Annotated in this window: 27 protein-coding genes; 13 read left to right on the forward strand and 14 right to left on the reverse strand. The window is 71.9% G+C overall.

The features are described 5' to 3' along the window. Nucleotides 1-144: 144 nt before the first annotated feature. On the forward strand, nucleotides 145-612 hold the full coding sequence (gene sodX / locus ACFYYB_RS14305; protein ID WP_389435532.1) for a nickel-type superoxide dismutase maturation protease: 468 nt from the start codon (nucleotides 145-147) through the stop codon (nucleotides 610-612). On the opposite strand, the gene ACFYYB_RS14310 is transcribed toward sodX, so the two are convergent. Next, nucleotides 516-1,145: a CGNR zinc finger domain-containing protein gene (locus ACFYYB_RS14310; protein WP_389435535.1), complete on the reverse strand. Its 630-nt coding sequence runs from the start codon at nucleotides 1,143-1,145 to the stop codon at nucleotides 516-518. The two genes, sodX and ACFYYB_RS14310, sit on opposite strands and share 97 nt — an antisense overlap. 67 nt (nucleotides 1,146-1,212) lie before the next feature. Between ACFYYB_RS14310 and ACFYYB_RS14315 the strand changes: the two genes are divergently transcribed. After that, a complete protein-coding gene (locus ACFYYB_RS14315) occupies nucleotides 1,213-2,025 on the forward strand; it encodes a methyltransferase domain-containing protein (RefSeq protein WP_389435537.1) in 813 nt (270 codons plus the stop codon). 84 nt (nucleotides 2,026-2,109) lie between these two features. Here the strand turns inward: ACFYYB_RS14315 and ACFYYB_RS14320 are convergent, their stop codons facing one another. From ACFYYB_RS14320 to ACFYYB_RS14330, 3 genes are all read right to left on the reverse strand, one after another. Beyond that, nucleotides 2,110-2,862, reverse strand: a complete 753-nt coding sequence (locus ACFYYB_RS14320; RefSeq protein WP_389436198.1) for an amino acid ABC transporter ATP-binding protein — start codon at nucleotides 2,860-2,862, stop codon at nucleotides 2,110-2,112. A gap of 11 nt (nucleotides 2,863-2,873) precedes the next feature. Continuing rightward, nucleotides 2,874-3,824: an amino acid ABC transporter permease gene (locus ACFYYB_RS14325; RefSeq protein WP_389435539.1), complete on the reverse strand. Its 951-nt coding sequence runs from the start codon at nucleotides 3,822-3,824 to the stop codon at nucleotides 2,874-2,876. Between the two features lie 68 nt (nucleotides 3,825-3,892). After that, a complete protein-coding gene (locus tag ACFYYB_RS14330) occupies nucleotides 3,893-4,840 on the reverse strand; it encodes an ABC transporter substrate-binding protein (RefSeq protein ID WP_389435541.1) in 948 nt (315 codons plus the stop codon). 524 nt (nucleotides 4,841-5,364) lie between these two features. Here ACFYYB_RS14330 and ACFYYB_RS14335 point away from each other — a divergent pair. From ACFYYB_RS14335 to ACFYYB_RS14355, 5 genes are all read left to right on the forward strand, one after another. Continuing rightward, nucleotides 5,365-6,567 (forward strand): NADP-dependent malic enzyme, encoded by a 1,203-nt coding sequence (locus ACFYYB_RS14335; protein ID WP_389435543.1) that lies wholly within the window; start codon nucleotides 5,365-5,367, stop codon nucleotides 6,565-6,567. Between the two features lie 147 nt (nucleotides 6,568-6,714). Further along, nucleotides 6,715-7,677 (forward strand): zinc-binding dehydrogenase, encoded by a 963-nt coding sequence (locus ACFYYB_RS14340; RefSeq protein WP_389435545.1) that lies wholly within the window; start codon nucleotides 6,715-6,717, stop codon nucleotides 7,675-7,677. A 107-nt stretch (nucleotides 7,678-7,784) separates the two neighbouring features. After that, the gene (locus tag ACFYYB_RS14345) at nucleotides 7,785-7,994 is read left to right on the forward strand and encodes a helix-turn-helix domain-containing protein (protein WP_266881092.1); all 210 of its coding nucleotides are present in this window, start codon (nucleotides 7,785-7,787) and stop codon (nucleotides 7,992-7,994) included. Further along, on the forward strand, nucleotides 7,994-8,506 hold the full coding sequence (locus tag ACFYYB_RS14350; RefSeq protein WP_389435547.1) for a Clp protease N-terminal domain-containing protein: 513 nt from the start codon (nucleotides 7,994-7,996) through the stop codon (nucleotides 8,504-8,506). Before ACFYYB_RS14345 ends, ACFYYB_RS14350 begins: the two co-directional genes overlap by 1 nt. 103 nt (nucleotides 8,507-8,609) lie before the next feature. Beyond that, nucleotides 8,610-9,782, forward strand: coding sequence for an ALF repeat-containing protein (locus ACFYYB_RS14355; RefSeq protein ID WP_389435549.1), 1,173 nt, complete (start codon nucleotides 8,610-8,612; stop codon nucleotides 9,780-9,782). Nucleotides 9,783-9,873: 91 nt separating this feature from the next. On the opposite strand, the gene ACFYYB_RS14360 is transcribed toward ACFYYB_RS14355, so the two are convergent. After that, nucleotides 9,874-10,803: a helix-turn-helix transcriptional regulator gene (locus tag ACFYYB_RS14360; protein WP_389435551.1), complete on the reverse strand. Its 930-nt coding sequence runs from the start codon at nucleotides 10,801-10,803 to the stop codon at nucleotides 9,874-9,876. A gap of 1 nt (nucleotide 10,804) precedes the next feature. Then, entirely contained in the window at nucleotides 10,805-11,758 is a 954-nt protein-coding gene (locus tag ACFYYB_RS14365) for a DUF4097 domain-containing protein (protein ID WP_389435553.1), read from the reverse strand. A 146-nt stretch (nucleotides 11,759-11,904) separates the two neighbouring features. On the opposite strand from ACFYYB_RS14365, the gene ACFYYB_RS14370 reads away from it, so the two are divergent. Then, the gene (locus ACFYYB_RS14370; RefSeq protein ID WP_389436199.1) at nucleotides 11,905-12,714 is read left to right on the forward strand and encodes a hypothetical protein; all 810 of its coding nucleotides are present in this window, start codon (nucleotides 11,905-11,907) and stop codon (nucleotides 12,712-12,714) included. 28 nt (nucleotides 12,715-12,742) lie between these two features. Here ACFYYB_RS14370 and ACFYYB_RS14375 read toward each other — a convergent pair whose 3' ends face one another. Further along, complete coding sequence (locus tag ACFYYB_RS14375; RefSeq protein ID WP_389435555.1) at nucleotides 12,743-13,687, reverse strand: LysR family transcriptional regulator; 945 nt, start codon at nucleotides 13,685-13,687, stop codon at nucleotides 12,743-12,745. A gap of 206 nt (nucleotides 13,688-13,893) precedes the next feature. On the opposite strand from ACFYYB_RS14375, the gene snpA reads away from it, so the two are divergent. After that, complete coding sequence (gene snpA, locus ACFYYB_RS14380; RefSeq protein WP_389435557.1) at nucleotides 13,894-14,553, forward strand: snapalysin; 660 nt, start codon at nucleotides 13,894-13,896, stop codon at nucleotides 14,551-14,553. Here the strand turns inward: snpA and ACFYYB_RS14385 are convergent. The 5 genes from ACFYYB_RS14385 to ACFYYB_RS14405 form a co-directional block, all read right to left on the reverse strand. Continuing rightward, entirely contained in the window at nucleotides 14,550-14,774 is a 225-nt protein-coding gene (locus tag ACFYYB_RS14385) for a hypothetical protein (RefSeq protein ID WP_389435559.1), read from the reverse strand. The genes snpA and ACFYYB_RS14385 overlap by 4 nt on opposite strands. Before the next feature lie 36 nt (nucleotides 14,775-14,810). Further along, on the reverse strand, nucleotides 14,811-15,395 hold the full coding sequence (locus ACFYYB_RS14390; RefSeq protein ID WP_389435561.1) for a dihydrofolate reductase family protein: 585 nt from the start codon (nucleotides 15,393-15,395) through the stop codon (nucleotides 14,811-14,813). Nucleotides 15,396-15,561: 166 nt separating this feature from the next. Beyond that, on the reverse strand, nucleotides 15,562-16,161 hold the full coding sequence (locus tag ACFYYB_RS14395; protein ID WP_389435563.1) for a GNAT family N-acetyltransferase: 600 nt from the start codon (nucleotides 16,159-16,161) through the stop codon (nucleotides 15,562-15,564). Between the two features lie 147 nt (nucleotides 16,162-16,308). Then, nucleotides 16,309-17,355, reverse strand: coding sequence for a family 2 encapsulin nanocompartment cargo protein polyprenyl transferase (locus ACFYYB_RS14400; RefSeq protein WP_389435565.1), 1,047 nt, complete (start codon nucleotides 17,353-17,355; stop codon nucleotides 16,309-16,311). A gap of 87 nt (nucleotides 17,356-17,442) precedes the next feature. After that, a complete protein-coding gene (locus tag ACFYYB_RS14405; protein ID WP_389435566.1) occupies nucleotides 17,443-18,849 on the reverse strand; it encodes a family 2B encapsulin nanocompartment shell protein in 1,407 nt (468 codons plus the stop codon). A gap of 225 nt (nucleotides 18,850-19,074) precedes the next feature. On the opposite strand from ACFYYB_RS14405, the gene ACFYYB_RS14410 reads away from it, so the two are divergent. The 3 genes from ACFYYB_RS14410 to ACFYYB_RS14420 all read left to right on the forward strand — a co-directional run bounded on the left by ACFYYB_RS14410 (nucleotide 19,075) and on the right by ACFYYB_RS14420 (nucleotide 21,576). Then, a complete protein-coding gene (locus ACFYYB_RS14410) occupies nucleotides 19,075-19,527 on the forward strand; it encodes an Rrf2 family transcriptional regulator (RefSeq protein WP_327304609.1) in 453 nt (150 codons plus the stop codon). A 168-nt stretch (nucleotides 19,528-19,695) separates the two neighbouring features. Beyond that, the gene (locus ACFYYB_RS14415) at nucleotides 19,696-20,892 is read left to right on the forward strand and encodes a globin domain-containing protein (protein ID WP_389435569.1); all 1,197 of its coding nucleotides are present in this window, start codon (nucleotides 19,696-19,698) and stop codon (nucleotides 20,890-20,892) included. A 93-nt stretch (nucleotides 20,893-20,985) separates the two neighbouring features. Further along, on the forward strand, nucleotides 20,986-21,576 hold the full coding sequence (locus ACFYYB_RS14420; protein ID WP_389435570.1) for an N-acetylmuramoyl-L-alanine amidase: 591 nt from the start codon (nucleotides 20,986-20,988) through the stop codon (nucleotides 21,574-21,576). A 14-nt stretch (nucleotides 21,577-21,590) separates the two neighbouring features. Here ACFYYB_RS14420 and ACFYYB_RS14425 read toward each other — a convergent pair whose 3' ends face one another. Then, nucleotides 21,591-21,782 carry a superinfection immunity protein gene (locus ACFYYB_RS14425; protein WP_389435571.1) on the reverse strand — a complete coding sequence of 64 codons (192 nt, stop codon included), beginning with the start codon at nucleotides 21,780-21,782 and terminating at the stop codon, nucleotides 21,591-21,593. Between the two features lie 140 nt (nucleotides 21,783-21,922). On the opposite strand from ACFYYB_RS14425, the gene ACFYYB_RS14430 reads away from it, so the two are divergent. After that, nucleotides 21,923-22,813, forward strand: coding sequence for a 1-aminocyclopropane-1-carboxylate deaminase/D-cysteine desulfhydrase (locus ACFYYB_RS14430; protein WP_389435572.1), 891 nt, complete (start codon nucleotides 21,923-21,925; stop codon nucleotides 22,811-22,813). Between the two features lie 60 nt (nucleotides 22,814-22,873). Here the strand turns inward: ACFYYB_RS14430 and ACFYYB_RS14435 are convergent, their stop codons facing one another. Beyond that, on the reverse strand, nucleotides 22,874-24,451 hold the full coding sequence (locus ACFYYB_RS14435; protein WP_389435573.1) for a Na+/H+ antiporter: 1,578 nt from the start codon (nucleotides 24,449-24,451) through the stop codon (nucleotides 22,874-22,876). Nucleotides 24,452-24,493 lie beyond the last annotated feature (42 nt).

The following is a 24,493-nucleotide window of genomic DNA, read 5'->3' on the forward strand; positions in this document are numbered from 1 at the left end:
GAGAAAGACGATTTCGCGGGCGCCCCCGTGCGGTTGGGACAAAAGTCCAGGGGTGTGCCCGGGCCGGTGACCGAATGTACGGAAGAGTGCGGCAGCATGCGGGAGGGCACGGAGAGTGCACGGGCACGGGTGAGGAGGCCACGGATGGCGGGGAGCACGCGCTCGCGCGGCCGGGCGCGGGAGTGGGAATCGCCGTTGAAGAGCATCGGCACGGTGGAGGTGAGGGGCCCCTCGATGGCGCCGACCCTGGAGAACGGCGACCAGGTGCTGGTCCGCTACGGAGCCCCCGTGCGGCCGGGCCACGTGGTGGTGCTGCGCCATCCGTTCCAGCAGGACCTGCTGGTCGTCAAGCGGGCGGCGGAGCGGCGGCCGGGCGGCTGGTGGGTGCTGGGCGACAACCCGTACAACGCGACGGGCGACAGCAACGACTACGGGGCGGTCCCCGACGAGCTCGTGCTGGCGACCGCCCTGGTCCGCTTCCGGCCGCGCCCCCGGCCGGAGCACGCGGCGGGCGATCAGCGCTCGCTGAGGGCGTGGCTCTCCTGGGCTTCCACGGCGCTGCGTCCGCTGCGGGCGGACTCCTCGGCCTCCAGCCGCTTGCGCGCGCGGTAGGCGGCGACGTTGGCGCGCGTGGCGCACCGGTCGGAGCAGTAGCGCCGGGAGCGGTTGGTGGAGGTGTCGAGGTAGGCGTTGCGGCAGGGCGGGGCCTGGCACAGGCCGAGCCGGTCGGGGCCGTGCTCGGTGAGGTGGAAGGCCAGCCCGAAGCACGCGATCGCGGCGTAGCCGGCGGAGGCGTTGGAGGGGTGGTCGGCCAGGTGGATGTGCCAGTTCGGGCCGCCGTGCTCACCGAGCGTCTCGTGCCCCGAGACCTGCGGGCTCACCGGGAACTCCATGAGCAGGGAGTTCAGCAGGTCGACGGCGAGGACGTGGTCGCCGCCGTCGGCGGCCTCGAAGACGGTGCGCAGCCGGCCGCGGACGTTGCGGAAGCGGGTGACGTCGCCGTCCGTGACCCGGCGGGCCATCTGCACGCTGGCGCCGAAGAGGGCGCGGACGGCGTCCACGGAGGTCAGCGAGTCCTTGTTGCGGGCCGGCTCCTCGGTGTTGACCAGGCGCACGGCATAGTCCGAGTAATGGGCCAGTTCCACTTGTAGTCCTTACGGCTGCGGATTAGTGTCTCGGGTAACGACTGAGACATGTTCGAGGGTATTACGCATGGAGGCATTCGTGGCGGAAACGACTCACTCCGGCACCGCGGCACGCTCCGGTACGGCTTCGCCCGACCGGCAGGCCTGGCAGGCCTGGCAGGACAGCTGGGACCGGCAGCAGGAGTGGTACATGCCGGACCGCGAGGAACGGTTCCGGGTGATGCTGGACATGGTGGAGGCGCTGGTCGGCACCGCCCCCCGGGTCCTCGATCTCGCGTGCGGTACGGGAAGTATCACGGACCGCGTCCTCAAGCGGTTCCCGGAATCCACCAGTACGGGCGTCGACCTCGACCCCGCGCTGTTGACGATCGCCCGCGGCCACTTCGCCGGCGACCCCCGCGTCACCTTCGTGACGGCCGACCTCAAGGACCCCGACTGGCGCGCGGCCCTCCCGGCGGGCTCCTTCGACGCCGTCCTGACGGCCACCGCCCTGCACTGGCTGCCCAGCGAGGACCTCGCCGTCCTGTACGGGCAGCTCGCGCCCCTGCTGCGCCCCGGCGGGGTGTTCATGAACGCCGACCACATGCCCGACCCCGCCACCCCCCGGATCAACGCCGCCGAGCGCGCCCACCGGCACGCCGGCATGGACCGGGCGAAGGCGGGCGGGGCCCTGGACTGGCGCGAATGGTGGGAGCTCGCGGCCGCCGACCCGGCGCTCGCCGAGCCCACCAAGGCCCGCTTCGAGATCTACGGGGAGCACGCCGACGGCGACACCCCGCCGGATTCCTGGCACGCGGCCACGCTGCGCGACGCCGGCTTCGCGGAGGCCCGTACGGTCTGGCGCTCGCCCTCCGACGGACTGGTGCTGGCCTTGAAGTAGGCCCCGGCCCGCGCGCGGGCCGGGCATGCGTGAGGGGCGGTACGGGGATCCGTACCGCCCCTCACGCGTGGAGCGCCGCCGCCCTTACAGGACCTTCGAGAGGAAGGCCTTGGTGCGGTCGTGCTGCGGGTTGCCCAGGACCTCGCGGGGGTGGCCGGATTCGACCACGACACCGCCGTCCATGAACACGAGGTTGTCGCCGACCTCGCGGGCGAAGCCCATCTCGTGGGTGACCACGATCATGGTCATGCCCGACTCGGCCAGGTCCCGCATGACGTCGAGGACGTCGCCGACGAGCTCAGGGTCGAGCGCCGAGGTGGGCTCGTCGAAGAGCATCAGCTTCGGCTCCATGGCCAGCGCGCGGGCGATGGCCACGCGCTGCTGCTGGCCGCCGGAGAGCTGGGTGGGGTAGTTCCCGCCCTTGTCGCCGAGGCCGACGCGGTCCAGGAGCTTGACGGCGCGCGCCCGGGCGACGGACTTGCTCTCGCCCTTGACCATGACCGGGGCTTCCATGACGTTCTCGATGGCCGTCATGTGCGGGAAGAGGTTGAAGCGCTGGAAGACCATGCCGATGTCCCGGCGCTGGGCCGCGACCTCGCTGTCCTTCAGCTCGTAGAGCTTTCCGGCCTTCTCGCGGTAGCCGACCAGCTGGCCGTCGACCGAGAGCCGGCCGGCGTTGATGCGCTCCAGGTGGTTGATGCAGCGCAGGAAGGTGGACTTGCCGGAGCCGGACGGGCCGACCAGGCAGAACACCTCGCGGGGGGCGACCTCGAGGTCGATTCCCCGCAGGATGTGGGCGGGGCCGTACGACTTGTGGACGGCCTCGGCCTTGACCATCGGCTGGGCGGTCACTTCGCCACCTCCGTACGGCGGAACATGTTCAGGTTGGCCTTGAGCCGCTGGAACGGCGTGGGCGGCAGGGAACGCAGCGACCCGCGGGCGTAGCGGCGCTCCAGGTAGTACTGGCCGACGCTGAACACGCTGGTCAGGGCCAGGTACCAGATGGAGGCGACGAACAGCATCTCCATGATGGCGCCGGCCGTGGAGCCGATGTTCGACGAGGCCCGCAGGAGTTCGGTGTACTGCACGGCGGAGACCAGGGACGAGGTCTTCAGCATGTTGATGAACTCGTTGCCCGACGGCGGGATGATCACGCGCATCGCCTGCGGGAGCACCACGCGGCGCATGGTCTGCGTCTGGGTCATGCCCAGTGCGTGCGAGGCCTCGCTCTGGCCCTCGTCGACGGACTGGATGCCCGCACGGACGATCTCCGCCATGTACGCGCCCTCGTTCAGGCCGAGGCCCAGGAGCGCGACCATGAACGGGGTCATCAGTTCGACGGTCTCTTGCTTGTAGATCGGGCCGAGGTTCACGTACTGGAAGATCAGCGACAGGTTGAACCACACCAGCAGCTGTACGTAGACCGGGGTGCCGCGGAAGAACCAGATGTAGAGCCACGCGACGGTGTTCGTCACCGGGTTCTTCGAGAGGCGCATGACCGCGAAGAGGATGCCGAGCACGAGGCCCAGCGCCATCGCGGACACGCTGATGATCACGGTGTTGCCGAGGCCCGCGATGATCGAGGGGTCGAAGAGCTTGTCCCCGACCGTCCCCCAGATCACGTTGCCCTGGGAGAAGGCGTAGACGAGCCAGCCCAGCAGGACGACGACGACCGCGCCGCTGATCCAGCGGCCGTAGTGCCGCACGGGGATTGCCTTGATGGCCTCGTACGGGGTACCCGAGGCGCCGGGTCCGGCGGGCGGGGTCGCGGCCGGATCCTTGTCGATCTTGTCAGTCACGATGACTGCCCTTCAGTGGAGCTCAGGAACCAGGGACCGGGGGCGTGGGCGCCCCCGGTCCGCACGGGTCACTTGCCTGCGTTGACCGTCGCCGACTGCACGGCGCTGTCCTTGACGTTCCACTTCTCCAGGACCTTGGCGTAGGAGCCGTCCTTGATGATCGCGTCGAGGGCCTGCTTGAGGGCGTCGCGCAGCTGGGTGTTCTCCTTGCTGACGCCGATGCCGAAGAGGCCGACGTCGGACTGCTGGCCCGCGACCTCGAAGTCCTTGCCGCCGCCGGAGGTCTTCGCGGCGTACGCGGCGATGGGGAAGTCGTTCAGGTCGGCCACGGCGCCGCCGGCCTTGACGCGGGTCTGGGCCTCGGCGTCGGTGTCGAAGGCCTCGATCGTGAGCTTCTTGTCACCGCACTTCGTGGCCTGGGCCTTGAAGGTGTCCTCGTACGTCGTGCCGCGCTGGACGGCGACCGTCTTGCCGCAGAGGTCGTCCAGGGACTTGACGCCCTGCGGGTTGCCCTTCTTGACGAGGAGCGAGACGCCGGAGGAGAAGTAGTCGACGAAGTCGATCCCCTTGCCGATCTGCTTGCCGTCGTCGTCGAGGCCCTTCTGACGCTTCTCGTTGTCCGTGATGGAGGACATGATCGCGTCCTGGCGGCCGGTGTAGATCGAGGTGATCAGACCGTCGAAGCTGCCCGAGGCGAACTCGAACTTCACACCGAGCTGCTTGCCCAGGGCCTCGGCGATGTCGGGGTCGACACCGACGATCTTGCCGCCCTCGGTGAACTCCATCGGCGCGTACGCCGCGTCCGTGCCGACCTTGATGACGCCCGCGTCCTGGATCTTCTTCGGCAGGGCGGAGAAGAGGGGGGCGGCGTTGGACTTGGTGGCGTCCCCGGACCCCTTCTTCTCGGTCTGGTCTCCACAGCCGGTGAGGATCAGGGCGCCGGCGACCGCGATCGCGCCGACCGCGGCGATCCGGGACCGTGCGGCGGTCGTACGGCGGGTGGTGCTTGCGGTCATGAGCTGGTTCCTCCGGCAGGTGGAAAGCGTCGAAATGCGGTCGGGCACGCCCCATCGAGTGTCGCGACCTTGTGTGATTAGGGGCATCTTGCCATTCGGACTGAGTCATTCAGGCAGCCCGTCAGGTCAAAATCGGATAACGGCAGCCGCTTCGTACCCAACAGGACTGCGGACAAGGCCCCTCAGAGCCGCACGAACAGCCGTGACCTGGGCCTTTTGCCGCATGATTTACGGCGCGTCTCGCCCATCGGACAGAGAGGTTTGGACTTTTCGCCAAAACCGGGACAAGGGCCTGACACTTGAGCGGGAATCGACTCGTCTGGGTGAGTGTTCTTCGGGTAGAACAGATCCTTACACCCCTCATCCGGGGCTCAGGGCGCGCGTGCGGCGCGCCCGCGCGTACGAACCTCCCCTTCGCGGAGACGGACCTACAACCGTCGCCAAGAAGACGGACGCGGTGCCCGCCCACCCCTTAACAAGGAGTGGCCACCCTCAACGATTCAAAGACATAAGGGGTTAAGACAGTGGCAGCGGAGATCGTCAATCCTCGCAGCGACAGCGTGACGGACAACAACCCGGATGCTGTGTTCGCGCTGCACCGGGGCGGCAAGATGGCCATCGTGGCCACCGTGCCGGTCCACAACAAGGACGACCTGTCCCTGGCGTACACGCCCGGCGTTGCGAAGGTCTGCAGCGCCATTGCCGAGCAGCCGGAGCTCGTGAACGAGTACACCTGGAAGTCCAACGTGGTCGCCGTCGTCACCGACGGTACGGCCGTGCTCGGACTCGGTGACATCGGGCCCGAGGCCTCCCTCCCCGTGATGGAGGGCAAGGCCATTCTCTTCAAGCAGTTCGGTGGCGTCGACGCGGTTCCGATCGCGCTCGCCACCAAGGACACGGACGAGATCATCGAGACCGTGATCCGCCTCGCGCCGTCCTTCGGCGGGGTGAACCTGGAGGACATCTCGGCGCCCCGCTGCTTCGAGATCGAGCGCCGCCTCCAGGAGGCGCTGGACATCCCGATCTTCCACGACGACCAGCACGGCACGGCCATCGTGACGCTGGCCGCCATGCGCAACGCCGCGAAGCTCACCGGTCGCACCCTCGCCGACCTGCGCGCCGTGATCTCGGGCGCCGGTGCCGCGGGCATCGCGATCGCCAAGATCCTCGTGGACGCGGGCATCGGCGACGTGTGCGTCACCGACCGCAAGGGCGTCGTCTCCGCCGACCGCTCCGACCTGACGGACGTCAAGGCGGAGATCGCGGGCCTGACGAACAAGACCGGCCAGACCGGTTCCCTGGAGAGCGCCCTCGTCGGCGCGGACGTCTTCATCGGCGTCTCCGGCGGTACGGTCCCCGAGGCCGCGGTGGCGACGATGGCGAAGGACTGCTTCGTCTTCGCCATGGCCAACCCGAACCCCGAGGTCCACCCCGACGTCGCGCACAAGTACGCGGCGGTCGTGGCCACGGGCCGCTCGGACTTCCCGAACCAGATCAACAACGTGCTGGCGTTCCCCGGCATCTTCGCGGGTGCGCTGAAGGTCCGCGCGACCCGGATCACCGAGGGCATGAAGATCGCCGCCGCCGACGCCATCGCCGGCGTCGTGGGTGACGAGCTCGCCGCCGACTACGTGATCCCCTCGCCGTTCGACGCCCGCGTCGCCGAGGCCGTCACGGCCGCGGTCGCCGCGGCGGCCAAGGCCGACGGCGTGGCCCGCCTGGCGTAGGCACCGCACCAGCCGTACGAAGCGGGGCCCGGCCGAACCATTCGGCCGGGCCTCGCTCGCGTCCGCCCCGCCCCAGCCCGGCCCGGCCCGGCCGCCGGGCGGGGCGGGGCCTGGATCCCAGGGCTACCGCCCGGTAGCCTCGCGGCCATGTTCGCTGCCTACGCCGCCCGAATCGACCGTGACCAGCCGCTGAACGGCCTCGTGCTGGGCGAACGCCCCGCACCGCAGGCCCGCCCCGGCTGGGTGACCGTGAACGTCAAGGCCGCCTCCCTCAACCACCACGACCTGTGGTCGCTGCGCGGGGTCGGTCTCGGGGAGGACAAGCTCCCCATGATCCTCGGCTGCGACGCCGCCGGGATCGACCAGGACGGCAACGAGGTCGTCCTGCACTCCGTCATCGGCCAGAGCGGCCACGGAGTGGGCCCCGACGAGCCCCGCTCGATCCTGACCGAGCGCTACCAGGGCACCTTCGCCGAGCAGGTCAGCGTCCCCGCCTGGAACGTCCTGCGCAAGCCCGCGGAGCTCTCCTTCGAGCAGGCCGCCTGCCTGCCCACCGCCTGGCTCACCGCGTACCGCATGCTCTTCACCAACGCGGGCGTCCGCCCCGGCGACTCCGTCCTGGTCCAGGGCGCGGGCGGCGGGGTGGCCACCGCGGCCATCGCCCTCGGCAAGGCGGCCGGCCTGCGGGTCTTCGCGACCAGCCGCGACGAGGCCAAGCGCAAGCGCGCGGTCGAGCTGGGCGCCGTGGAGGCCTACGAGCCCGGCGCGCGGCTCCCCCAGCGGGTCGACGCGGTCATCGAGACGGTCGGCGCCGCCACCTGGTCGCACTCGGTGAAGTCCCTGCGCCCCGGCGGCACCCTGGTCATCTCGGGCGCCACCAGCGGGGACCGCCCGGCGCACGCCGAGCTGACCCGGATCTTCTTCCTGGAGCTCAAGGTGGTCGGCTCCACGATGGGCTCGAAGGACGAGCTGGAGGACCTGCTGTCCTTCTGCGCCGCGACCGGCGTCCGCCCGGTGATCGACGAGACCCTGCCGCTGGACCGGGCCCGCGAGGGCTTCGAGAAGCTGGAATCGGGCGACCTGTTCGGCAAGGTCGTCCTCACCGTCTAGCGCTCCGCTCGGCACCACGCCGCTCCGCGCCGCATCGCTCCGCGTCCGGCGCCCCCGATGTCAATGTGGGTTGACGCCCTCCCGTTCGTCAACCTACATTGACACCCATGACCGAAGCTACCGATCTGGCGGCACGCGCCGGTGACCGTGACCCGCGCGTGGGCCTGCGTGCCGTGGCCGCCCTCCGGCGACTGCTGGAGCAACTGGAAGCCGTACAGGTACGCGGGGCCCGCGCACAGGGCTGGTCCTGGCAGGAGATCGCGGCCGAGCTGGGCGTCAGCCGGCAGGCCGTACACAAGAAGCACGGGAGGCTCTGATGTTCGAACGCTTCACCCAGGACGCCCGCTCCACCGTGACGGGCGCGGTCGCCGAGGCCGAGCGGACCGGGGCGCAGCGCGTCGGCGAGGAGCACCTGCTGCTCGCCCTGCTCTCCCTGGGCACGCTCGACCCGCTGGGCGTCGACCGGGCCGTGGTCGGCGCCGACCTGGCGACGGCCCGCCGCCGGGGCGGCATGTCCAAGGCGGACGAGGAAGCCCTCGCGGGGCTCGGCATCGACCTCACCGAGATCGTCTCCCGCGTCGAGGAGACCCACGGCGAGGGCGCCCTGGCGGACCCGGCCCCGCGCGGCCGCGCCGGCCGCACCCGCTTCTCCCCGGGCGCCAAGAAGGTCCTGGAGCAGTCCCTGCGGATCGCCCTGGGCCGCAAGGAGCGCCACATCTCCACCCTCCACCTGCTCCTCGCCCTCCTCTCCCGCCCCGGTACGCCCGCCGAGGTCCTCGCGGACCACGGGGTCACCTACGCGGGCGCCGAGGCGGCCCTGACGGCTTGAGGAGCGGGCACAGCCCCTCCGGCTTCTTCTCGGCCTCGTACAACCATCGGCCCGGCTTGTCAGTCTTGAGCTGCGAAAGAACGTTTCCTGCCGGGGGTTGTCCGTGAAGCTGTCCCGTATCGCCGCCGCGATCACCACTGCCGCGCTGGCTCCGGCGGTCCTGCTCGCGTCCCCGGCCTTCGCCACCGGCCAGGGGTCCGCCGCGTCCGTCGACATGACGGCTCCGGCCGCACCCGGCCGGAGCGCGGGCGGCCCGGCCGGGGAGGACCAAGACGGCGCGGACCAGGCCGAGCAGGACCGCAGGACCATCCTCGCGATCATCGCCGACCCGATGGCCGGCGATGACATGAAGGAAGCCGGCAACAAGGCCATCGCCGACGGCCCGGCGGCGATGCGCACGTTCATCGAGACCGACCAGTACGTCATCCGCCGCGACGACTACCGGGTCCTCATCAGCCGCCTGGCGAACGAGGCCGGCCCCGGCCTGATGGGCGGGATCAAGGAGATCATGCGGAGCGGCGCGACCCTGGACGAGCTGCGCCACTTCTACGAGGTCACCCAGCACGAACTGCGCGACGAAGACAACAAGGTCGACATCTCCCGGATCGTCGGCATCGGCGGCCCCGCCGTGCGGGAAGCGGGGAAGAAGGCCCTGAAGGGCACGCCCGCCGACCGCATCGCCTTCCTGAAGACGGGGCAGTACCTCGCACAGGCCGCCGACGACCGGGCCGAGCTCGCCCGCATCGACGAGGCCTGGGACGGCCCCCTGCTGAGCGGGGCCATCAGCAAGATCCTCGGTGGTTCCGCGACCCCGGCCGAGCTGCGCCACTTCCTCGAAGTGACCCAGTACGAGCTGCGCGACCAGGACAACCGCGTCGAGATCATGAAGATCATCAATGGTGGCGGTGCGGGCCCGGAGCTGGTCAAGGCCGGCCGCGCCGCGCTGGCGGGTACCGCCGCCGACCGCACCGCGTTCCTGAAGACGGGCCAACACGAGGCGCGCGCCAAGGACAAGAAGGCCGGGGAAGAGCAGCAGGAGCAGGGGAAGGGCGAGCAGGACGAGAACGCCCCCGGCGCCGGCTCGGATCCCGGCTCCGGTTCCGGAACCGGCGGCGGCAACAACGCCGTCACTCCCCAGGGCGGCGCCACCCCGCCCCTCGCCTCCACCGGCGCCGACGACTCCACCCTGATCGCGGTCGGCGGCGGCACGGCGCTCGTCGCCGGCGCGGGTCTCCTGCTCGCCGCCCGGATGCGCCGCGCGGGCTCCGCGCGCTGAACCGCCTCGCCGCGGCCGTACAGGGGTCGGCCGCGGCGAGGAATCCGGACGGGGCGGCCCTGGCCGCCCCTTCGGCTTGTGCGGAGACGACCTAGCCTTGCGGCCCGAGGGCCGTGGCGATGCGGGCGGCCGCCTCCGCCAGGTGGGCACGGGCCTGCGCCAGCTGGTCCTCGCCGATCCCCCGGTCACGGGCCGCGTCGCGGATGTCGTCGCGGAAACGGTCCAGCAGCCGGTCCAGGTCGCGGGCCGGGTCCCCCGTCGGCGGTACGTCACGCGCCCAGTCCGTGTCCGGGGCGGCCGCCTGAGCCGAGGGAGCGGACGGAGCCGAGGGAGCGGACGGAGCCGTCGGATCGGACGGAGCCGTCGGCGAGCCGGAGCCGCCGAGCCAGGCTCCCGCCAGGCTGCCCAGGACCCCGCCCGACTTCGCGAACTGCTCCTGCAACTGGCCGGCGATGCGCTGGACCTCCTCGCGCGCCCGCTCTTGCGCCTCCTTGGCCTGCCGGCGCGCCTGCTGGGCCTCCTCGCGGGCCCGGCGGCTCTCGTCCTTCGCCCGGCGCGCCTGTTCCTTCCACTCGGCCTTCGCCTTGCGGAACTCCTCCTTGGCGGCCGTCCAGGACTCGCCCTCCACCTGCGTGGCCGACGCGCTGGCCGCGGCCCGCAGTTCGCGCCGCAGATCGCCCGCCGCGCCGCTCACGTCGGCGCGGATCTCGGCGGCCAGCTCGGAGACCGAGTCACGGATCTCCAGCTCCAGGTCGGCCAGTTCGCCGCCGCGGTCGGCCAGTTCGGCGCGGCCCGCGTCGGTGATCGAGTACACCTTGCGCCCGCCTTCGGTCGCGTGCGTGACCAGGCCCTCGGTCTCCAGCTTCGCCAGGCGCGGGTACACCGTGCCCGCGGAGGGTGCGTACAGCCCCTGGAAACGTTCCTCCAGCAGCCGGATCACCTCGTACCCGTGGCGCGGGGCCTCGTCGAGCAGCTTGAGGAGGTAGAGGCGGAGGCGGCCGTGGGCGAAGACGGGCGGCATGTCAGAGCACCTTCTTGTCGAGCGCGAGGGGGGCGGCCGGGGCGGCCGCGTCCGTGGCCGGGCGGCGCAGCAGCGCGATGGAACCGGAGACCGTGGTGGCGCGCAGCGTGCCGGCGCCGGCGCCCAGGGTGCCGGTGATCCGCTTGGCGCCCAGCTGGCCGGAGACCTGGAGGTCCTCGAAGGCGTTGGAGACGCCGCCGGTGGCGGTGTTGGCCTCGACGCGGGCGTCGGCCGGGTGCGGGAGGCGGATGGCGACCTGCCCGGATACGGAGGTGAGGGAGATGTCGACCGGTCGCGGCTCGAGCCGGTCGTCGAGGGCCAGGTCGATCAGCATGTCCCCGCTGACCGAGTCGGCCCGTACGTTGCCCACGGCGCCGTCCACGACCGTCAGGCCGCCGGACACCGAGTGGAAGCCGAATTCGCCGCTCACGGACTGGGCCTCGACCCCGCCCGAGACCGTGTGCGCCTTGACCTTGCCGGAGAGGCCGACGAGCGTGGTCTCGCCGGAGACCCCGTGGATGTCCGTGCCGCCTTCGATGCCGGAGACGAAGACCGTGGCGCCGACCCTGGCCAGCTGGACGCGGGCGGCGGCCGGGACGGTGAGGGTCACGGTCGCGCTGCGCTCCCAGGCCTTGCGGCCGAAACCAGCGGAGGACCAGGTCTTCCAGGGCTTGGCGTCGAACCACTCCTTGAACCCCTGGGAACCGTTCCAGGGGAGGTCCTCGTAGGAGACGGTCAGGATGCCGCCCTCCTGCACCACGTGCAGGGGCGGGCCGTCGACCTCGGACACCTCCAGCCGGGCCGGGCCGTCGTCGGCCGCGGCGACGACGTTGACCGTGCCGCCGACCACCCGGACGCGGACCTCGGTCACCGGCTCCTCGAAGCTGAGCTTCTGCGGTCCGGCGACCGACCAGACCTGCGGCGGACTCTGCGGATTCTGCGCTGCCTCTGGCATGGTGCTGGCCCTCCTCGGCGTCCCTGCACGCAACATATCGCGTCTTCTGCCCAACACGATATATCGCGGTTGCGGGAAGTCAAGGCCGTCCGGATGATCCAAAATCATCAGTTTGGGCTGGTTTGGCTTAGCGTGTGGGCATGTCGATCTCCCAGACCACGGCGGGCGGCCTGCTGCTCTGCCGCGCCGAACCCCTCGCCGCCCGACCCGCCGCGCACATCCTGCGCGAACGCCTGCTGCTGGCCCCGGCCGGCGAGTGGAGCGTGCTGGTGCCCGAGGCCAAGCCCTGGCTCGGCGGAGCGGAATCCGTGGCCGAAGTCCTGGCGGGATGGGGCGCGGCGGTCGCACTGAGCTCCAACTGGCCGGTGCTGAGCCTGTGGTGGGAGGAGGGCCGGACCGGCTTCGTCCTCTCATCCGGCTTCCGCCGGTCCGCGGCCTACGCATGGGACGCGGAGGGCCGTCCGCACGGCGAGCCGGATCCCGACACCATGCGGGTGCTCGCGGCGCGGCTCGGGCTCGACCCGGTCCTGGACCTGGAGGAACTGGAGCGCCTCACCCGCCCCGACCCGGCGGCCGACGGCGCGTCCCGGCTGCTCGGCGTCATCGCGCTGCTGGCCCGCGCGGGGCTGGCGCTGCCCGCCGGCCTGAACCCGGGGGAACCGGCCGACCGGCTGCGCGAGGCGGCCCGGGTCGCCCCGGCGGCGGAGCGGGTGGAGTGGGCGGGCTGGCGCGACACGGTGCGGGCGGAGCTCGCGGTGGTCGAGGACAGCCCCCTGGGCCCGTGGCTCCGGGGCCCCAAGGCGCGTCTGGCGGGCGCCGCCCAACTGGCCGCCGGAGCCCCCCTGATGCTGTGGGCGGCCCGCCGCCGCAGCCCGGGCTGGCTGGCCGCGGGCACCGTCCTGGTGGCCCACGGCGCGGCCGCCCTGGCCTACGACCGGGCCCGCCGCCGGGTCTAGGCCGCCTCTTTCGGATCTTGCCGGGCCCCTACGCCGCCAGCAGCGGGCTGGCGTTGCGCGCCAGCCAGGCGCGGTAAGGCGGAGTCCCCAGGGCCGCTTCGCGGTAGGCCGCGCGGAGGTCCTCGTAGACCCCCTCGGACATCTGCGCCTGCACCCCGGGGCGGGTCGCGAGGAGGAGGCGTACGGCGAGCGGGTCGCCCGAGAGCGGGCGGATCGCCATGTCCTCGCGCGGTCCGGAGGTGGGCTGGCAGGGGGCGACGGCCTCGCCGGAGACGATCAGCGAGGTGGCCGTGTGGTAATCGGCGTGCAGCAGCGGCGGGTCGAGGCCGGCCCCCGCGAGGACCCGGCGCAGGCCGTCCCACTCGCCGTCCACCGACGGGTCCACGGTCCACCGGTCGGCGGCGAGGTCCCGCAGCTCCACCACGGCCCGCGCCGCCGCGGGATGGTCCCGGGACATGGACACGAACTGCGGTTCGCGCTCCATCAGCACCCGTAACTCCAGCCCGGCCGGCACCCGCAGCGGGCTGCCCTCCACCTCGTGCACGAAGGCGACGTCGAGCCGGCCCGAAGCCGTCATCCGCAGCAGCGCGTTGGCGGACACGTCGACCATCAGATCGGTCTCCGTGTCGGGCAGCCGCCGGTGCAGCCGCCGCAGCCAGCCGGGCAGGGCGCGGCTGGCCGTCGAACCGATCCGCAGCCGGGGCCCCTGGGACAGCGACCGGGCCTCCGCGACCAGGGCGGCCATCTCGGCCAGCAGCGGCCGCGCCCGCCCGAGTATCGTGCGCCCGAAGGGAGTCGGCCTGCATCCGGTGCGCTCGCGCAGGAACAGCTCCCCGTCCAGGGCCCGTTCGATGCGCCGCAGCTGGGTCGTCAGGGAGGGCTGGCTCACGCCGAGCTGCCGCGCGGCCTTGTGCAGGCTGCCGGCGTCGGCGATGGCGCACAGGGCGCGCAGGTGCCTGACCTCAAGCTCCATGCCCCGAGGGTAGGCCGGGCCGAGCCGACCGCACCAGTAACCGGTATCCCCTCGAATCCCGCCATTCTCACGGTAGTTGGGCTTCCGAAATCTCCCCGATAACTCGGCGCTATCGGGTCCTGACATCATCCGCCGACCCCTTCCGCTCCCGCAGACTCCGGTACCGAACGACCCCCCACCGCACCGGATGAGCAGGAGTCCCCCACATGCGCCACTCCCGCAAGACCACTCTGTCCGCCGTCGGCCTCGGCGTCGCCGCCGTCCTCGGCGCCGTCGTCCCGGGCACCACCGCCTCGGCCTCCCCGGGCGCCGGCAGCCCGGCCACGTACGCCGCGTACGAGCAGTCGAAGGAGAACCAGGCCGCCAACCGCGCCTTCTTCGAGGCCGTGCAGCGCTCGGTGGCGGAGCAGCGCGCCGCCACCCCGGGCCTGGCGGCGGTGACCGTCACCTACAACACCCGCAACGCGCCGAGCTTCCGCACCCAGATCGCCCGTTCCACGCAGATATGGAACAGCTCGGTGGCCAACGTCAAGCTCCAGGAGGTGTCCTCGGGCGGGAACTTCGCGTACTACGAGGGCAACGACTCGCGCGGTTCCTACGCCAGCACGAACGGCCACGGCCAGGGCTACATCTTCCTGGACTACCGGCAGAACCAGCAGTACAACTCCACCCGCGTGACCGCGCACGAGACCGGCCACGTGCTCGGACTGCCGGACCACTACTCGGGCCCGTGCAGCGAGCTGATGTCCGGCGGCGGCCCCGGCACCTCCTGCACGAACCCCAACCCGAACTCCGCCGAGCGCTCGCGCGTCAACCAGCTCTGGGCGAACGGCCTCGTCGCGTCCGGCCTGGACGCGAAGGGCTAAGCCCCGTCGGTCCGGGACCCGCCGGCCCCGGGCTCGTACGCCGTGCACTCCCGGTTCCGGCAGGGACCGGGGGTCCACACCGGGACGAAGATCCCGAGGGATTTGCGCCGTCCGACCATCGTGTCGACGGGGCTCCCGCAGGCCGGGCACGACTGCTGGTCGTGCCCGGCCCGCGGGGCGACCGTCCCGTGCGCCTGCTGGTCCCGCTGTTCACCGGCCATACCTCCACGGTAGGCCGGTTTCGCCGGTTCGGCGGGTCAGCGCTTGACGGCGTACGAGGTGATGGTCTGGCCGCCGCCGAGGACCTTGAACCCGGTCAGCTCCAGCGGGCGCGCCCCGAATCCGGCGCGCGACATCGGCATGCCGGTGCCGACGAAGACCGGGTAGGTCTTGACGACGAACGCGTCGATCTCGTCGATCAGCTGCCCCGCGAGGTCCGCCCCGCCGCACAGCCAGATGCCGAGCCCCTCCTCGGCCTTCAGCTCGCGGACCTTGGCCACCAGGTCGCCCTCGATCAGCCGCACCGCGGGGTCGGGCGCCTCGGTGAGCGAGCGCGAGACGACGTACTGCTCGCGCATGTGCGCGTACGGGCTGGTCAGGCCCTCTTTGCGGCCGGGCTCGTACGTACCGCGCCCCATGAGCACCGTGTCGAAGTGCCCGGGTTCGGCGTCCTCGATCCCCAGCTGGACGCGCCCGGGGGTGGAGATGGTCTCCGGGTACTCGGCCTTGAGGTGGTCGATGAACTCCCGGTCGAGGTGGCCGTAGATGAATGCGGCGTCGCCGTCCGGGGCCCCGATGAAGCCGTCGACCGACGTGGCGACGAAGTACGTGAGCTTGCGCAAGCGATTCTCTTCCGTTCGACAGTGCGCCCCCATCGAGGCACGTCGATCAAAGTACTTCAGACGAAGTGGTCTCGCAAGGGGTTACCGAAGGAGGCCGGACCCGCAGAACCGGCCGGACCGGCAGAACCCGCAGAACCGGCAGGGCCCGCAGGACCCGCCGGACCGGTCACTGCGGCTTGCGCCACATCGGCCACATCAGCGGCCCCTCGGGCAGCCGCACGGCCTCGCCCGTGAACTGCCAGCCCAGCCGCTCGTACAGCCCCTTGCTGCGCTCGCTGCTCGCCTCCAGGTACGCCGGCACGCCCTCGCGGTCGCAGCGCTCCAGCACCGGCCGGATCAGCTCCGTGCCCAGCCCCTCGCCCTGCCGCCCGGGAGCGACCGCGATCATCAGCAGGTACTCGTGCTCCTCCGCCATCGGGTGCACCTCGCCGGTGAGCCGGCCCACCAGCTCGCACCGCTCGTTGTCCGGGTCGGCGACGGCCCGCATCTTCGCCGGCACCTCGTCCTCGACGTGCCCGGCCTCCGGATCGGCCGCCGGGATCCGCAGCCACAGCGCCGCCGCCGAGCCGTCCGCCGCGTAGTCGATCCGGCCCTCGGCCAGCGCCACGTCCACGAAGACGCCGAGGAACTTCGCGTGCACCGCGGCCCGGTGCTCCGGGTCCGGGAACACCCAGCTGCTCACGGGATCACTGCGGAAGGCCTCGTCGAGCAGCCGCGCCACGGCGTCCCGGTCCGACGGTCCGGCCTGACGTATCTCCAGCCCCATGGGTCACACCCTTCACATCACTCACGCGTCAACAACCGTGAGTGATCCTAGAGTTGCCCCACCTACGCAGAAAGGCCCGTTCCGGCACCGTGCGGTGCCGGAACAGGCCTCCCCCTCGTCGACGGCGGACCCGTCTCCCCTACGCGGTCACTTCGTACGCCGCGTCACGAACTCCGCCAGCGCCAGCAGCCCGCCCGCCGCCCCGAGGTCCGGGACGGCCCGCGACAGCTGCTGCACCGCCCGCCCCATCCGGTCGGCGGCATGGGCCTGCGCCCAGTCCCGCCCGCCGGCCCGCTCCACCGCGGCGGCCGCCCTGTTCACGTCGTCCCCGGTCATGGGACCCGCGTACAGCCCGGCCAGTTCCTCCCCCGCCGGGGTGCCCGAGGTGAGGGCGGCCACGACCGGGAGGGACTTCTTGCGGGCCAGCAGATCGGCTCCGGCGGGCTTGCCGGTGTGACCGGGGTCCCCCCAGATGCCGATCAGGTCGTCGATGAGCTGGAACGCCAGCCCGGCCTCCCGGCCGAAGGCGTCCATCGCGTCGACCTCGTCCGGTCCGGCCCCGGCGTACAGCGCGCCGAGCGCGCACGCACAGCCCAGCAGGGCTCCGGTCTTGGCCGTCGCCATGGTCAGGCACTCGTCGAGGGAGACGCTGCGGCGCTGCTCGAAGGCGCAGTCCGCCTGCTGGCCCGCGCACAGCTCGACGATGCAGGCGGCGAGCCGCGCCGAGGCCGCCGCCGAGGCCGGATGCGGATCCTCCGCGAGCAGCCGCAGCGCGAGCGCCATCATGGCGTCGCCCGTGATGATCGCGTCCGGGGTCCCGAAGACCGTCCAGGCCGTGGGCCGGCCGCGCCGGCGGACGTCCTTGTCGATGACGTCGTCGTGCAGCAGCGTGAAGTTGTGCGCCAGCTCCACCGCCACCGCCGCCCGTACGGCCTCCCCGGCCATCCCGTCCCCCCGCAGGGCCTGTGCGGCGGCGAGCACCAAGGCGGGCCGGATGGCCTTGCCGGTGCCGCCCGCGGCCGGGGTGCCGTCCTCGTGCTCCCAGCCGAAGTGGTACATCGCCACGTGCCGCATCGAGCCGGGCAGGCTCTCCACGGCCCGGCGCAGTTCCGGATGGACCGTTTCCCTGGTCCGCTCCAGCAGGACGGCGGCTTCCTGCCCCTCGCTGGTGGTGGTCGCCTCAGTGGTCGACATGGCGTGTGCGCTCCGTCCCGTCCTGTCCCGTCCCGCCCCGTCTGACTCGAGCCCTCCGCTCCGGCGTCGGCGCCGGAGCCGGCCGGGTCAGCGCCAGCGGGCGATCTCGACGTTCTCCAGGACGCCGAGCGCGTCCGGCACCAGCACCGCGGCGGAGAAGTAGGTGGTGACCAGGTACGAGATGATCGCCTGCTCGCTGATCCCCATGAACCGCACCGAGGTGCTCGGCTCGATCTCGTCCGGGATCCCGGGCTGGTGCAGGCCGATCACGCCCGACTCCTCCTCGCCGGTGCGCATGCAGAGGATGGAGGTCGTACGGGCGTCGCTGATCGGGATCTTGTTGGACGGGAACATCGGGACCCCGCGCCAGGACGGCACCCGGTGACCGCCGATCTCGACCGACTCCGGGTACAGCCCGCGCTTGTTGCACTCGCGGCCGAAGGCGGCGATGGCCTTGGGGTGGGCCAGGAAGAACTTGGAGCCGCGCCGCATGCTGAGCAGCTGGTCCATGTCGTCGGGGCTGGGCGCCCCGTCGTGGGACTGGATGCGCTGGTCGTAGTCGGCGTTGTGCAGGAGGCCGAAGTCGCGGTTGTTGAGCATCTCGTGCTCCTGGCGCTCGCGCAGCGCCTCGACCGTGAGCCGCAACTGCTGCTCGGTCTGGTTCATGGGCTGGTTGTACAGGTCGGCGACGCGGGTGTGGACGCGCAGGACCGTCTGGGCGATGGAGAGTTCGTACTCGCGCGGCCTGGCCTCGTAGTCCACGAAGGTGCCCGGCAGCACGGCCTCGCCCTGGTGTCCGGCGGAGAGGTCGATCGCGGCCTCGCCGTACTTGTTGGTGCGCTGCTCCGGCAGGGCCCGTACGGAGTCCAGGTGCGCCCGCAGCGAGTCCACCCGGTCGGCGAGGATCTGGAAGTCCTGGCGGGAGAGGACGAGCACGGTGCCGGCGGTGGCGGCGCGGGCGGTGTACTCCCAGATGGCCTCCTCGTCGACGAGGGCGTCCTCGCCGAAGAAGGCCCCGTCGGCGACGGTCTGCAGGACGGCGTCGTCACCGTACGGGCCGGGGCCGATCTGGTCGATGCGGCCGTGGGCGAGCAGGAACACCTTGTCGGCGGGGCTGCCGAAGGAGGTGAGCTCCTGGCCCGGCTCGAAGTCGATCTGGTGGCAGCGGGCGGCGAGTTCGGCCAGCGCGTCGGGGTCGTCGTAGTCGCGCAGTACCGGGAGCTCCCCCAGCTCGGCCGGAATCACCTGCACCTGCGTGCCGGTCTTGATGAACTCCACGATTCCGTTGCCGACGGAGTAGCTCAGCCGCCGGTTCACCCGGTACGTGCCGCCCTGGACGGACACCCAGGGGAGCATCTTCAGGAGCCACCGCGAGGTGATCTCCTGCATCTGCGGCGCGGACTTGGTCGTGGTTGCCAAGTTCCGCGCGGCCGTGGTTCCCAGACTCCGCTGCGGTGCCTGGGTCTCGGATTCGGAACCTGCCTGGACCGACATGTTTTCCCCTTCGATCACTCCATGAATCTGCGGGAGGAGCCTTTCAGCACGGAACGTGGTGGGACCATTACACAAAAGGGTGGGACTACTCCGTTCGTGGCTGGGCACTGTCTTGAGTTCATCTCCCGCCCCACACGGCACTTGGACCCCACCCGTTTCGGCCATCCCGCGCGATGGGCCTCCATTAAATTTGCACGCTGGATGCAAGTTTTCTACGCTGGACCCATGCGGCTGACCCGATTCACCGACCTCGCCCTGCGCGTCCTGATGCGCCTGGCCGTCGCGGAGGAGGACCTCCCCACCACCCGCGAGGTGGCGGCGACCATGGAGGTCCCCTACACCCACACCGCCAAAGTGGTCGCCAAGCTGCAGCATCTCGGTCTGGTCGAAGCCCGCCGCGGACGCGGCGGCGGCCTCACCCTGACCCCCGCCGGGCGCGCCGCCTCGGTGGGCGGGGTGATCCGCGAACTGGAGGGCGCCGGCGACGTCGTGGACTGCGACGGCACCGTCCCGTGCCCGCTGCGGAGCGCGTGCGTCCTGCGCGGGGCGCTGCGCCGGGCCCAGGAGGCCTTTTTCGCCTCCCTGGACCCGCTGACGGTGAACGACCTGGTCGCGGCTCCGACCGGGCCGCTCCTGCTGGGCATTTCGGGCGGATCGCCGGGGGCCGGAAGGCCCTGACGGCGGGGGCCGGATGGCCGGTTCACACCGGCACTCGACCCGCATAGCCTGATGTCCACCGACACTTCGAACAGAAATCCGTATCCCTGTGGACGCCCATACCCCCGTCCATAAATGCGTATCTCATATTCCACTTATGTGATCCACCCACGACCCGAGGAGTCACCGATGCTTTCCGAGAAGTCGACCGCGACCGTACGAGCCACCCTGCCCGCCGTCGGTGCGGCCATCGGCGAGATCACGGAGCTCTTCTACCGGAAGCTCTTCGCGGCCCACCCCGAGCTGATCCGCGACCTCTTCAACCGCGGCAACCAGAACGCCGGCCTCCAGAAGCAGGCCCTCGCCGGCTCCATAGCCGCCTTCGCCACCCACCTCGTCGCCCACCCGGACACCCGCCCCGACGTGATGCTGAACCGCATCGCCCACAAGCACGCCTCCCTCGGCGTCACCCGCGAGCAGTACCCGATCGTCCACAAGCACCTCTTCGAGGCGATCGTGGAGATCCTCGGCGAGGCCGTCACCCCCGAGGTCGCCGAGGCCTGGGACGAGGTCTACTGGCTCATGGCGAACGCCCTCATCACCATCGAGGAGCGCCTCTACGCCGAACAGCGGGTCCTGGCCGGAGACGTCTGGCGCGACTGGACGGTCGCCGCCCGGGTCGAGGAGACCGCGGACTGCACCACCTTCCACCTGACCCCGGCCGACGGCGCCCCCGCGCCCGGCTTCAAGCCCGGCCAGTACGTCTCCGTCCAGGTCGAACTCCCCGACGGCGCCCGCCAGATCCGCCAGTACAGCCTCTCCAGCGCCCCCGGCTCCCCCGTCCGCTCCATCACCGTCAAGCGGGTCCACGGCCCGGCCGCCGCCGCGCCCGACGGCGAGGTCTCCAACCACCTGCACGCCCACATCCGCACCGGGGACGCCCTGCGCGTCTCGACCCCCTACGGCGACCTCGTCCTCCAGGACTCCGCCGCGCCGGTGATCCTCGCCTCCGCCGGCATCGGCTGCACCCCGATGCTCTCGATGCTGGAACACCTGGCCGACACCGCGCACACCGCCCCGGTCACCGTCCTGCACGCCGACCGCTCCCCCGCCGATCACGCCCTGCGCGCCGGCCACCGGGACCTGACCGGCAAGCTCGCCGACGCCTCCGCGCACTTCTGGTACGAGGCCGGCGCCGAGCCCGGCGACCACGAGGGCCTCCTCGACCTCACCGCCGTCCCGGTCGCCCCGGGCACCAAGGCCTACCTCTGCGGCCCGCTCCCCTTCATGCGGGCGACCCGCGAGCAGCTGATCGCCAAGGGCGTGGCGCCCGCGGACATCGCCTATGAGGTCTTCGGCCCCGACCTGTGGCTCGCCTCGGCGTGAACCGTGCGCCGGGTGCGCGCCCCTTGCGACGGAATGACCGCCTCCACTAAACGTTGGGTAACCATTCGGCTACTCACAGCCAAGGAGGCGGTCATGTCCGCACCCCTGTCCGCGAACCGGTTCATCGGCGCCCTGCGGGGCGAGGGCCTGACGGTCGTCGAAGTCGGCGGCTGGCGCACCCACAACCGCGACCACAAGGGCCCCTGGGGTCCGGTGCACGGCGTGATGCTCCACCACACCGTCACGCACGGGACCGCGTACACCGTCCAGCTCTGCCGCGACGGCCGCCCGGACCTCCCCGGCCCGCTCTGCCACGGCGTAATCACCAAGGACGGCCGGGTCCACCTGGTCGGCCGCGGCCGCGCCAACCACGCCGGAGCGGGCGACTCCGGCGTGCTGGCGGCCGTGATCGCGGAGAAGCGCCTCCCGCCCGACCAGCACGCGGACACCGACGGCAACCGCCACTTCTACGGCTTCGAGTGCGAGAACCTCGGCGACGGCGAGGACCCCTGGCCGGCCGCCCAGCTCGACGCGATGGCCCGTGCGTCGGCCGCACTGTGCCGCGCCCACGGCTGGACGGCCCGCTCGGTGATCGGCCACCTGGAATGGCGCCCGGGCAAGATCGACCCGAAGGGCTTCACGATGGCCTCGATGCGCTCACGCGTCGAGGAGCGCCTGAAGTAGCCGGCGCCCCGGCGCTACCTGCTGCGCGCGGCCATGGCCAGCGCGACCACCCAGCCGACCACGGACCAGCCGAGGAACAGGTTGATCACGAGGACGGAGCCCTTGTTGGGCACCCCCCGCCCGAAGGCGACGAGCGTCGGAATGAAATAGGCCAGGACCACGACTAAGAGCCCGACCACGCCGAACGAACCCGTGTCACTGCTCACGATTCCCCCACCACCAATGAAATATGACGGCCCATCATCACCGATGCCCCGCACCAAGTGAAGAACCCCTGGGCACCGGCGCACCGCCCGCGAATCGGCGGCGCGGGCGGACCCGGCGCACCTCGGCACACAATGGGCGGGTGGAACGTCCAGTCGACCCGGCCCCGATCCTGCGGCCCCGCCCGCCCTCCCCGCTGACCGAAGCCCCGGACGAGCGGTTCGCCGCGCGGGGCGTACGGCTGCTGCTCAAGCGGGACGACCTGGTCCATCCGGAGCTGCCCGGCAACAAGTGGCGCAAGCTCGCGCCGAATCTGCGGGCCGCCGTCGCGGGCGGGTACCCGGAGCTGGTGACCTTCGGCGGGGCCTACTCCAACCACCTGCGGGCCACCGCCGCGGCCGGCCGGCTGCTGGGGCTGGCCACGGTCGGGATCGTACGGGGCGACGAACTCGCGGGGCGGCCGCTGAACGACTCGCTGGCCCGGTGTGCGGCGGACGGCATGCGGCTCCACTTCGTGACCCGGTCGGCCTACCGGGACAAGGCCGCGCTGCCCGCGCTGGCGGGCGCGGAGGGGGCCTACGCGATCCCCGAGGGCGGCAGCAACGCCCTCGCACTGCAGGGCTGCGCCGAGCTGGGCCGCGAGCTGGCCGGTGCCTGCGACGTGGCCGCGGTGGCCTGCGGGACCGGGGGCACGCTGGCCGGGCTGGCGGCGGGCCTCGGCGCGGGGCAGCGGGCCCTGGGGGTGCCGGTGGTCGGGGGCGGCTTCCTGGAGGCGGAGATACGTTCCCTCCAGACGGCCGCCTTCGGCGGTCCGGCCGGCGACTGGTCGCTGGCCGAGGGCTACACCCACGGCGGCTACGCCCGGGTCCCCGCGGAGCTGGAGGAGTTCGCGGCGGACTTCGAGTCCCGCCACGGCCTGCCGGTGGAGCGGATCTACGTGGCGAAGCTCCTGTGGGCCCTGCTCGACCTGACCCGCGCGGGCGCCTTCCCGCGCGGCACCACCCTGGCGGCGGTGGTCACGGGCCGCCCGTAGCCGCGGCCGCCCTCCGGGCGCGGCCCGGGCGCCGCGCGGCCCGTCAGGACGCGCGCCCCGTCAGCCCGCTTCCTCCCGGTACGCCGCCGCCTCCTCCAGGTCCAGGCGGCGCAGCAGGGCCCGGAGCATTTCGTCGTCGATGCGGCGGGCGTCGCGCAGGGAGACGAAGACCTCGCGTTCCGCCGCGATCATCTCCCCCGCCAGGCGGCGGTAGACGTCGTCCGCGGACTCCCCCGTCACCGCGTTGACCTCTCCCAGCCGCTCCCACACCGCGTTGCGCCGCCGCTCCAGCACCGTGCGCAGCCGGTCCGCCAGCGGGGGCGGGAGGGCGTTCGCGGGGGAGTCCAGGAGTTCCGCCAGCCGGTCCTCCGCCGCCCGCGAGGCCTCGCTCTGGGCCTGGGCCTCCGCCAGGGTCTCGGCGTGGGCGTCCTTGGGCGGCAGCCGCAGGAGCCGGATCAGCGGCGGCAGGGTCAGGCCCTGGACCACCAGCGTGCCGATCACCGTGGTGAAGGTCAGGAACAGGATCAGGTTGCGGTGCGGCACGCTCATCGGCACGGAGAAGGCGATCGCCAGCGAGACCACGCCCCGCATGCCCGCCCATCCCACGACGACCGGGGCCTTCCAGTTCGTCTCCGGCTCGCGCGCCCGGATCCGCCGCGAGAACCTCGGCAGGAAGGTCGCCGGGAAGACCCACGCGAAGCGGGCCGCGACCACGACGAGGAACACCACCACGGCGTAGCCCGCCGCCGCCGTGCCCTCGTACTCCCCCAGCCCCTTCAGCACCACCGGCAACTGGAGTCCGATCAGCGCGAAGACCACCGATTCGAGGATGAAGGCGACCATCTTCCAGACCGCCTCCTCCTGGAGCCGGGTCGCGAAGTCGACCTGCCAGTTGCGGTGCCCGAGGTACAGCGCGACCACCACGACCGCCAGCACACCGGATGCGTGCACCCGTTCGGCGGCCGCGTAGGCCACGAAGGGGATCAGCAGCGACAGGGTGTTCTGCAGGAGCGGTTCGCGCAGCTTGGTGCGCAGGACGTGGATCGGGACCATCAGCAGCAGACCCATCGCGACCCCGCCGACCGAGGCCACCAGGAACTCCCGGATCCCGTCCGTCCAGCCGGCGCTCGCCCCGACCGCCGCCGCCAGCGCCACCTTGTACGCGGTGATCGCGGTGGCGTCGTTGACCAGGGACTCACCCTGGAGGATGGTCGTGATCCGGTTCGGCAGCCCGAGCTTGCGGGCGATGGCCGTCGCCGCGACCGCGTCGGGCGGGGCGATGACGGCCCCCAGCACCAGCGCCACCGGCAGCGAGAGCCCCGGCACGGCCAGGTACGCCACGTACCCGACGGCGACCGTCGCGAAGAGCACGTACCCCACCGAGAGCAGCGCCACGGGCCGGATGTTCGCCCGCAGGTCCAGGTACGAACTGTCCACCGCCGCCGTGTAGAGCAGCGGCGGGAGCAGCAGCGGCAGCACGATGTGCGGGTCCAGGTCGTACTCCGGCACGCCCGGCACGTAGGCCGCGGCCAGCCCGGCGGCGACCAGCAGCAGCGGCGCCGGCACCGGGGTCCGGCGGGCCAGGCCCGCGACGACCGCACAGCCGGCGACCAGCGCCACCAGCGGCAATACCTCCATCGAAGATCATCCTCGCTTGAGTCATGTCATCCCGGGCGCCCG

The organism is Streptomyces sp. NPDC002886, assembly GCF_042888445.1.
Taxonomy (GTDB): domain Bacteria; phylum Actinomycetota; class Actinomycetes; order Streptomycetales; family Streptomycetaceae; genus Streptomyces.

Coding starts and splice junctions, on each gene's coding strand:
- sodX (WP_389435532.1), top strand. CDS start 145: ATGGCGGGGAGCACGCGCTCGCGCGGCCGGGCGCGGGAGTGGGAATCG.
- ACFYYB_RS14315 (WP_389435537.1), top strand. CDS start 1,213: ATGGAGGCATTCGTGGCGGAAACGACTCACTCCGGCACCGCGGCACGC.
- ACFYYB_RS14320 (WP_389436198.1), bottom strand. CDS start 2,862: ATGGTCAAGGCCGAGGCCGTCCACAAGTCGTACGGCCCCGCCCACATC.
- ACFYYB_RS14330 (WP_389435541.1), bottom strand. CDS start 4,840: ATGACCGCAAGCACCACCCGCCGTACGACCGCCGCACGGTCCCGGATC.
- ACFYYB_RS14340 (WP_389435545.1), top strand. CDS start 6,715: ATGTTCGCTGCCTACGCCGCCCGAATCGACCGTGACCAGCCGCTGAAC.
- ACFYYB_RS14345 (WP_266881092.1), top strand. CDS start 7,785: ATGACCGAAGCTACCGATCTGGCGGCACGCGCCGGTGACCGTGACCCG.
- ACFYYB_RS14350 (WP_389435547.1), top strand. CDS start 7,994: ATGTTCGAACGCTTCACCCAGGACGCCCGCTCCACCGTGACGGGCGCG.
- ACFYYB_RS14360 (WP_389435551.1), bottom strand. CDS start 10,803: ATGCCGCCCGTCTTCGCCCACGGCCGCCTCCGCCTCTACCTCCTCAAG.
- ACFYYB_RS14365 (WP_389435553.1), bottom strand. CDS start 11,758: ATGCCAGAGGCAGCGCAGAATCCGCAGAGTCCGCCGCAGGTCTGGTCG.
- ACFYYB_RS14375 (WP_389435555.1), bottom strand. CDS start 13,687: ATGGAGCTTGAGGTCAGGCACCTGCGCGCCCTGTGCGCCATCGCCGAC.
- snpA (WP_389435557.1), top strand. CDS start 13,894: ATGCGCCACTCCCGCAAGACCACTCTGTCCGCCGTCGGCCTCGGCGTC.
- ACFYYB_RS14385 (WP_389435559.1), bottom strand. CDS start 14,774: ATGGCCGGTGAACAGCGGGACCAGCAGGCGCACGGGACGGTCGCCCCG.
- ACFYYB_RS14395 (WP_389435563.1), bottom strand. CDS start 16,161: ATGGGGCTGGAGATACGTCAGGCCGGACCGTCGGACCGGGACGCCGTG.
- ACFYYB_RS14400 (WP_389435565.1), bottom strand. CDS start 17,355: ATGTCGACCACTGAGGCGACCACCACCAGCGAGGGGCAGGAAGCCGCC.
- ACFYYB_RS14405 (WP_389435566.1), bottom strand. CDS start 18,849: ATGTCGGTCCAGGCAGGTTCCGAATCCGAGACCCAGGCACCGCAGCGG.
- ACFYYB_RS14410 (WP_327304609.1), top strand. CDS start 19,075: ATGCGGCTGACCCGATTCACCGACCTCGCCCTGCGCGTCCTGATGCGC.
- ACFYYB_RS14415 (WP_389435569.1), top strand. CDS start 19,696: ATGCTTTCCGAGAAGTCGACCGCGACCGTACGAGCCACCCTGCCCGCC.
- ACFYYB_RS14420 (WP_389435570.1), top strand. CDS start 20,986: ATGTCCGCACCCCTGTCCGCGAACCGGTTCATCGGCGCCCTGCGGGGC.
- ACFYYB_RS14435 (WP_389435573.1), bottom strand. CDS start 24,451: ATGGAGGTATTGCCGCTGGTGGCGCTGGTCGCCGGCTGTGCGGTCGTC.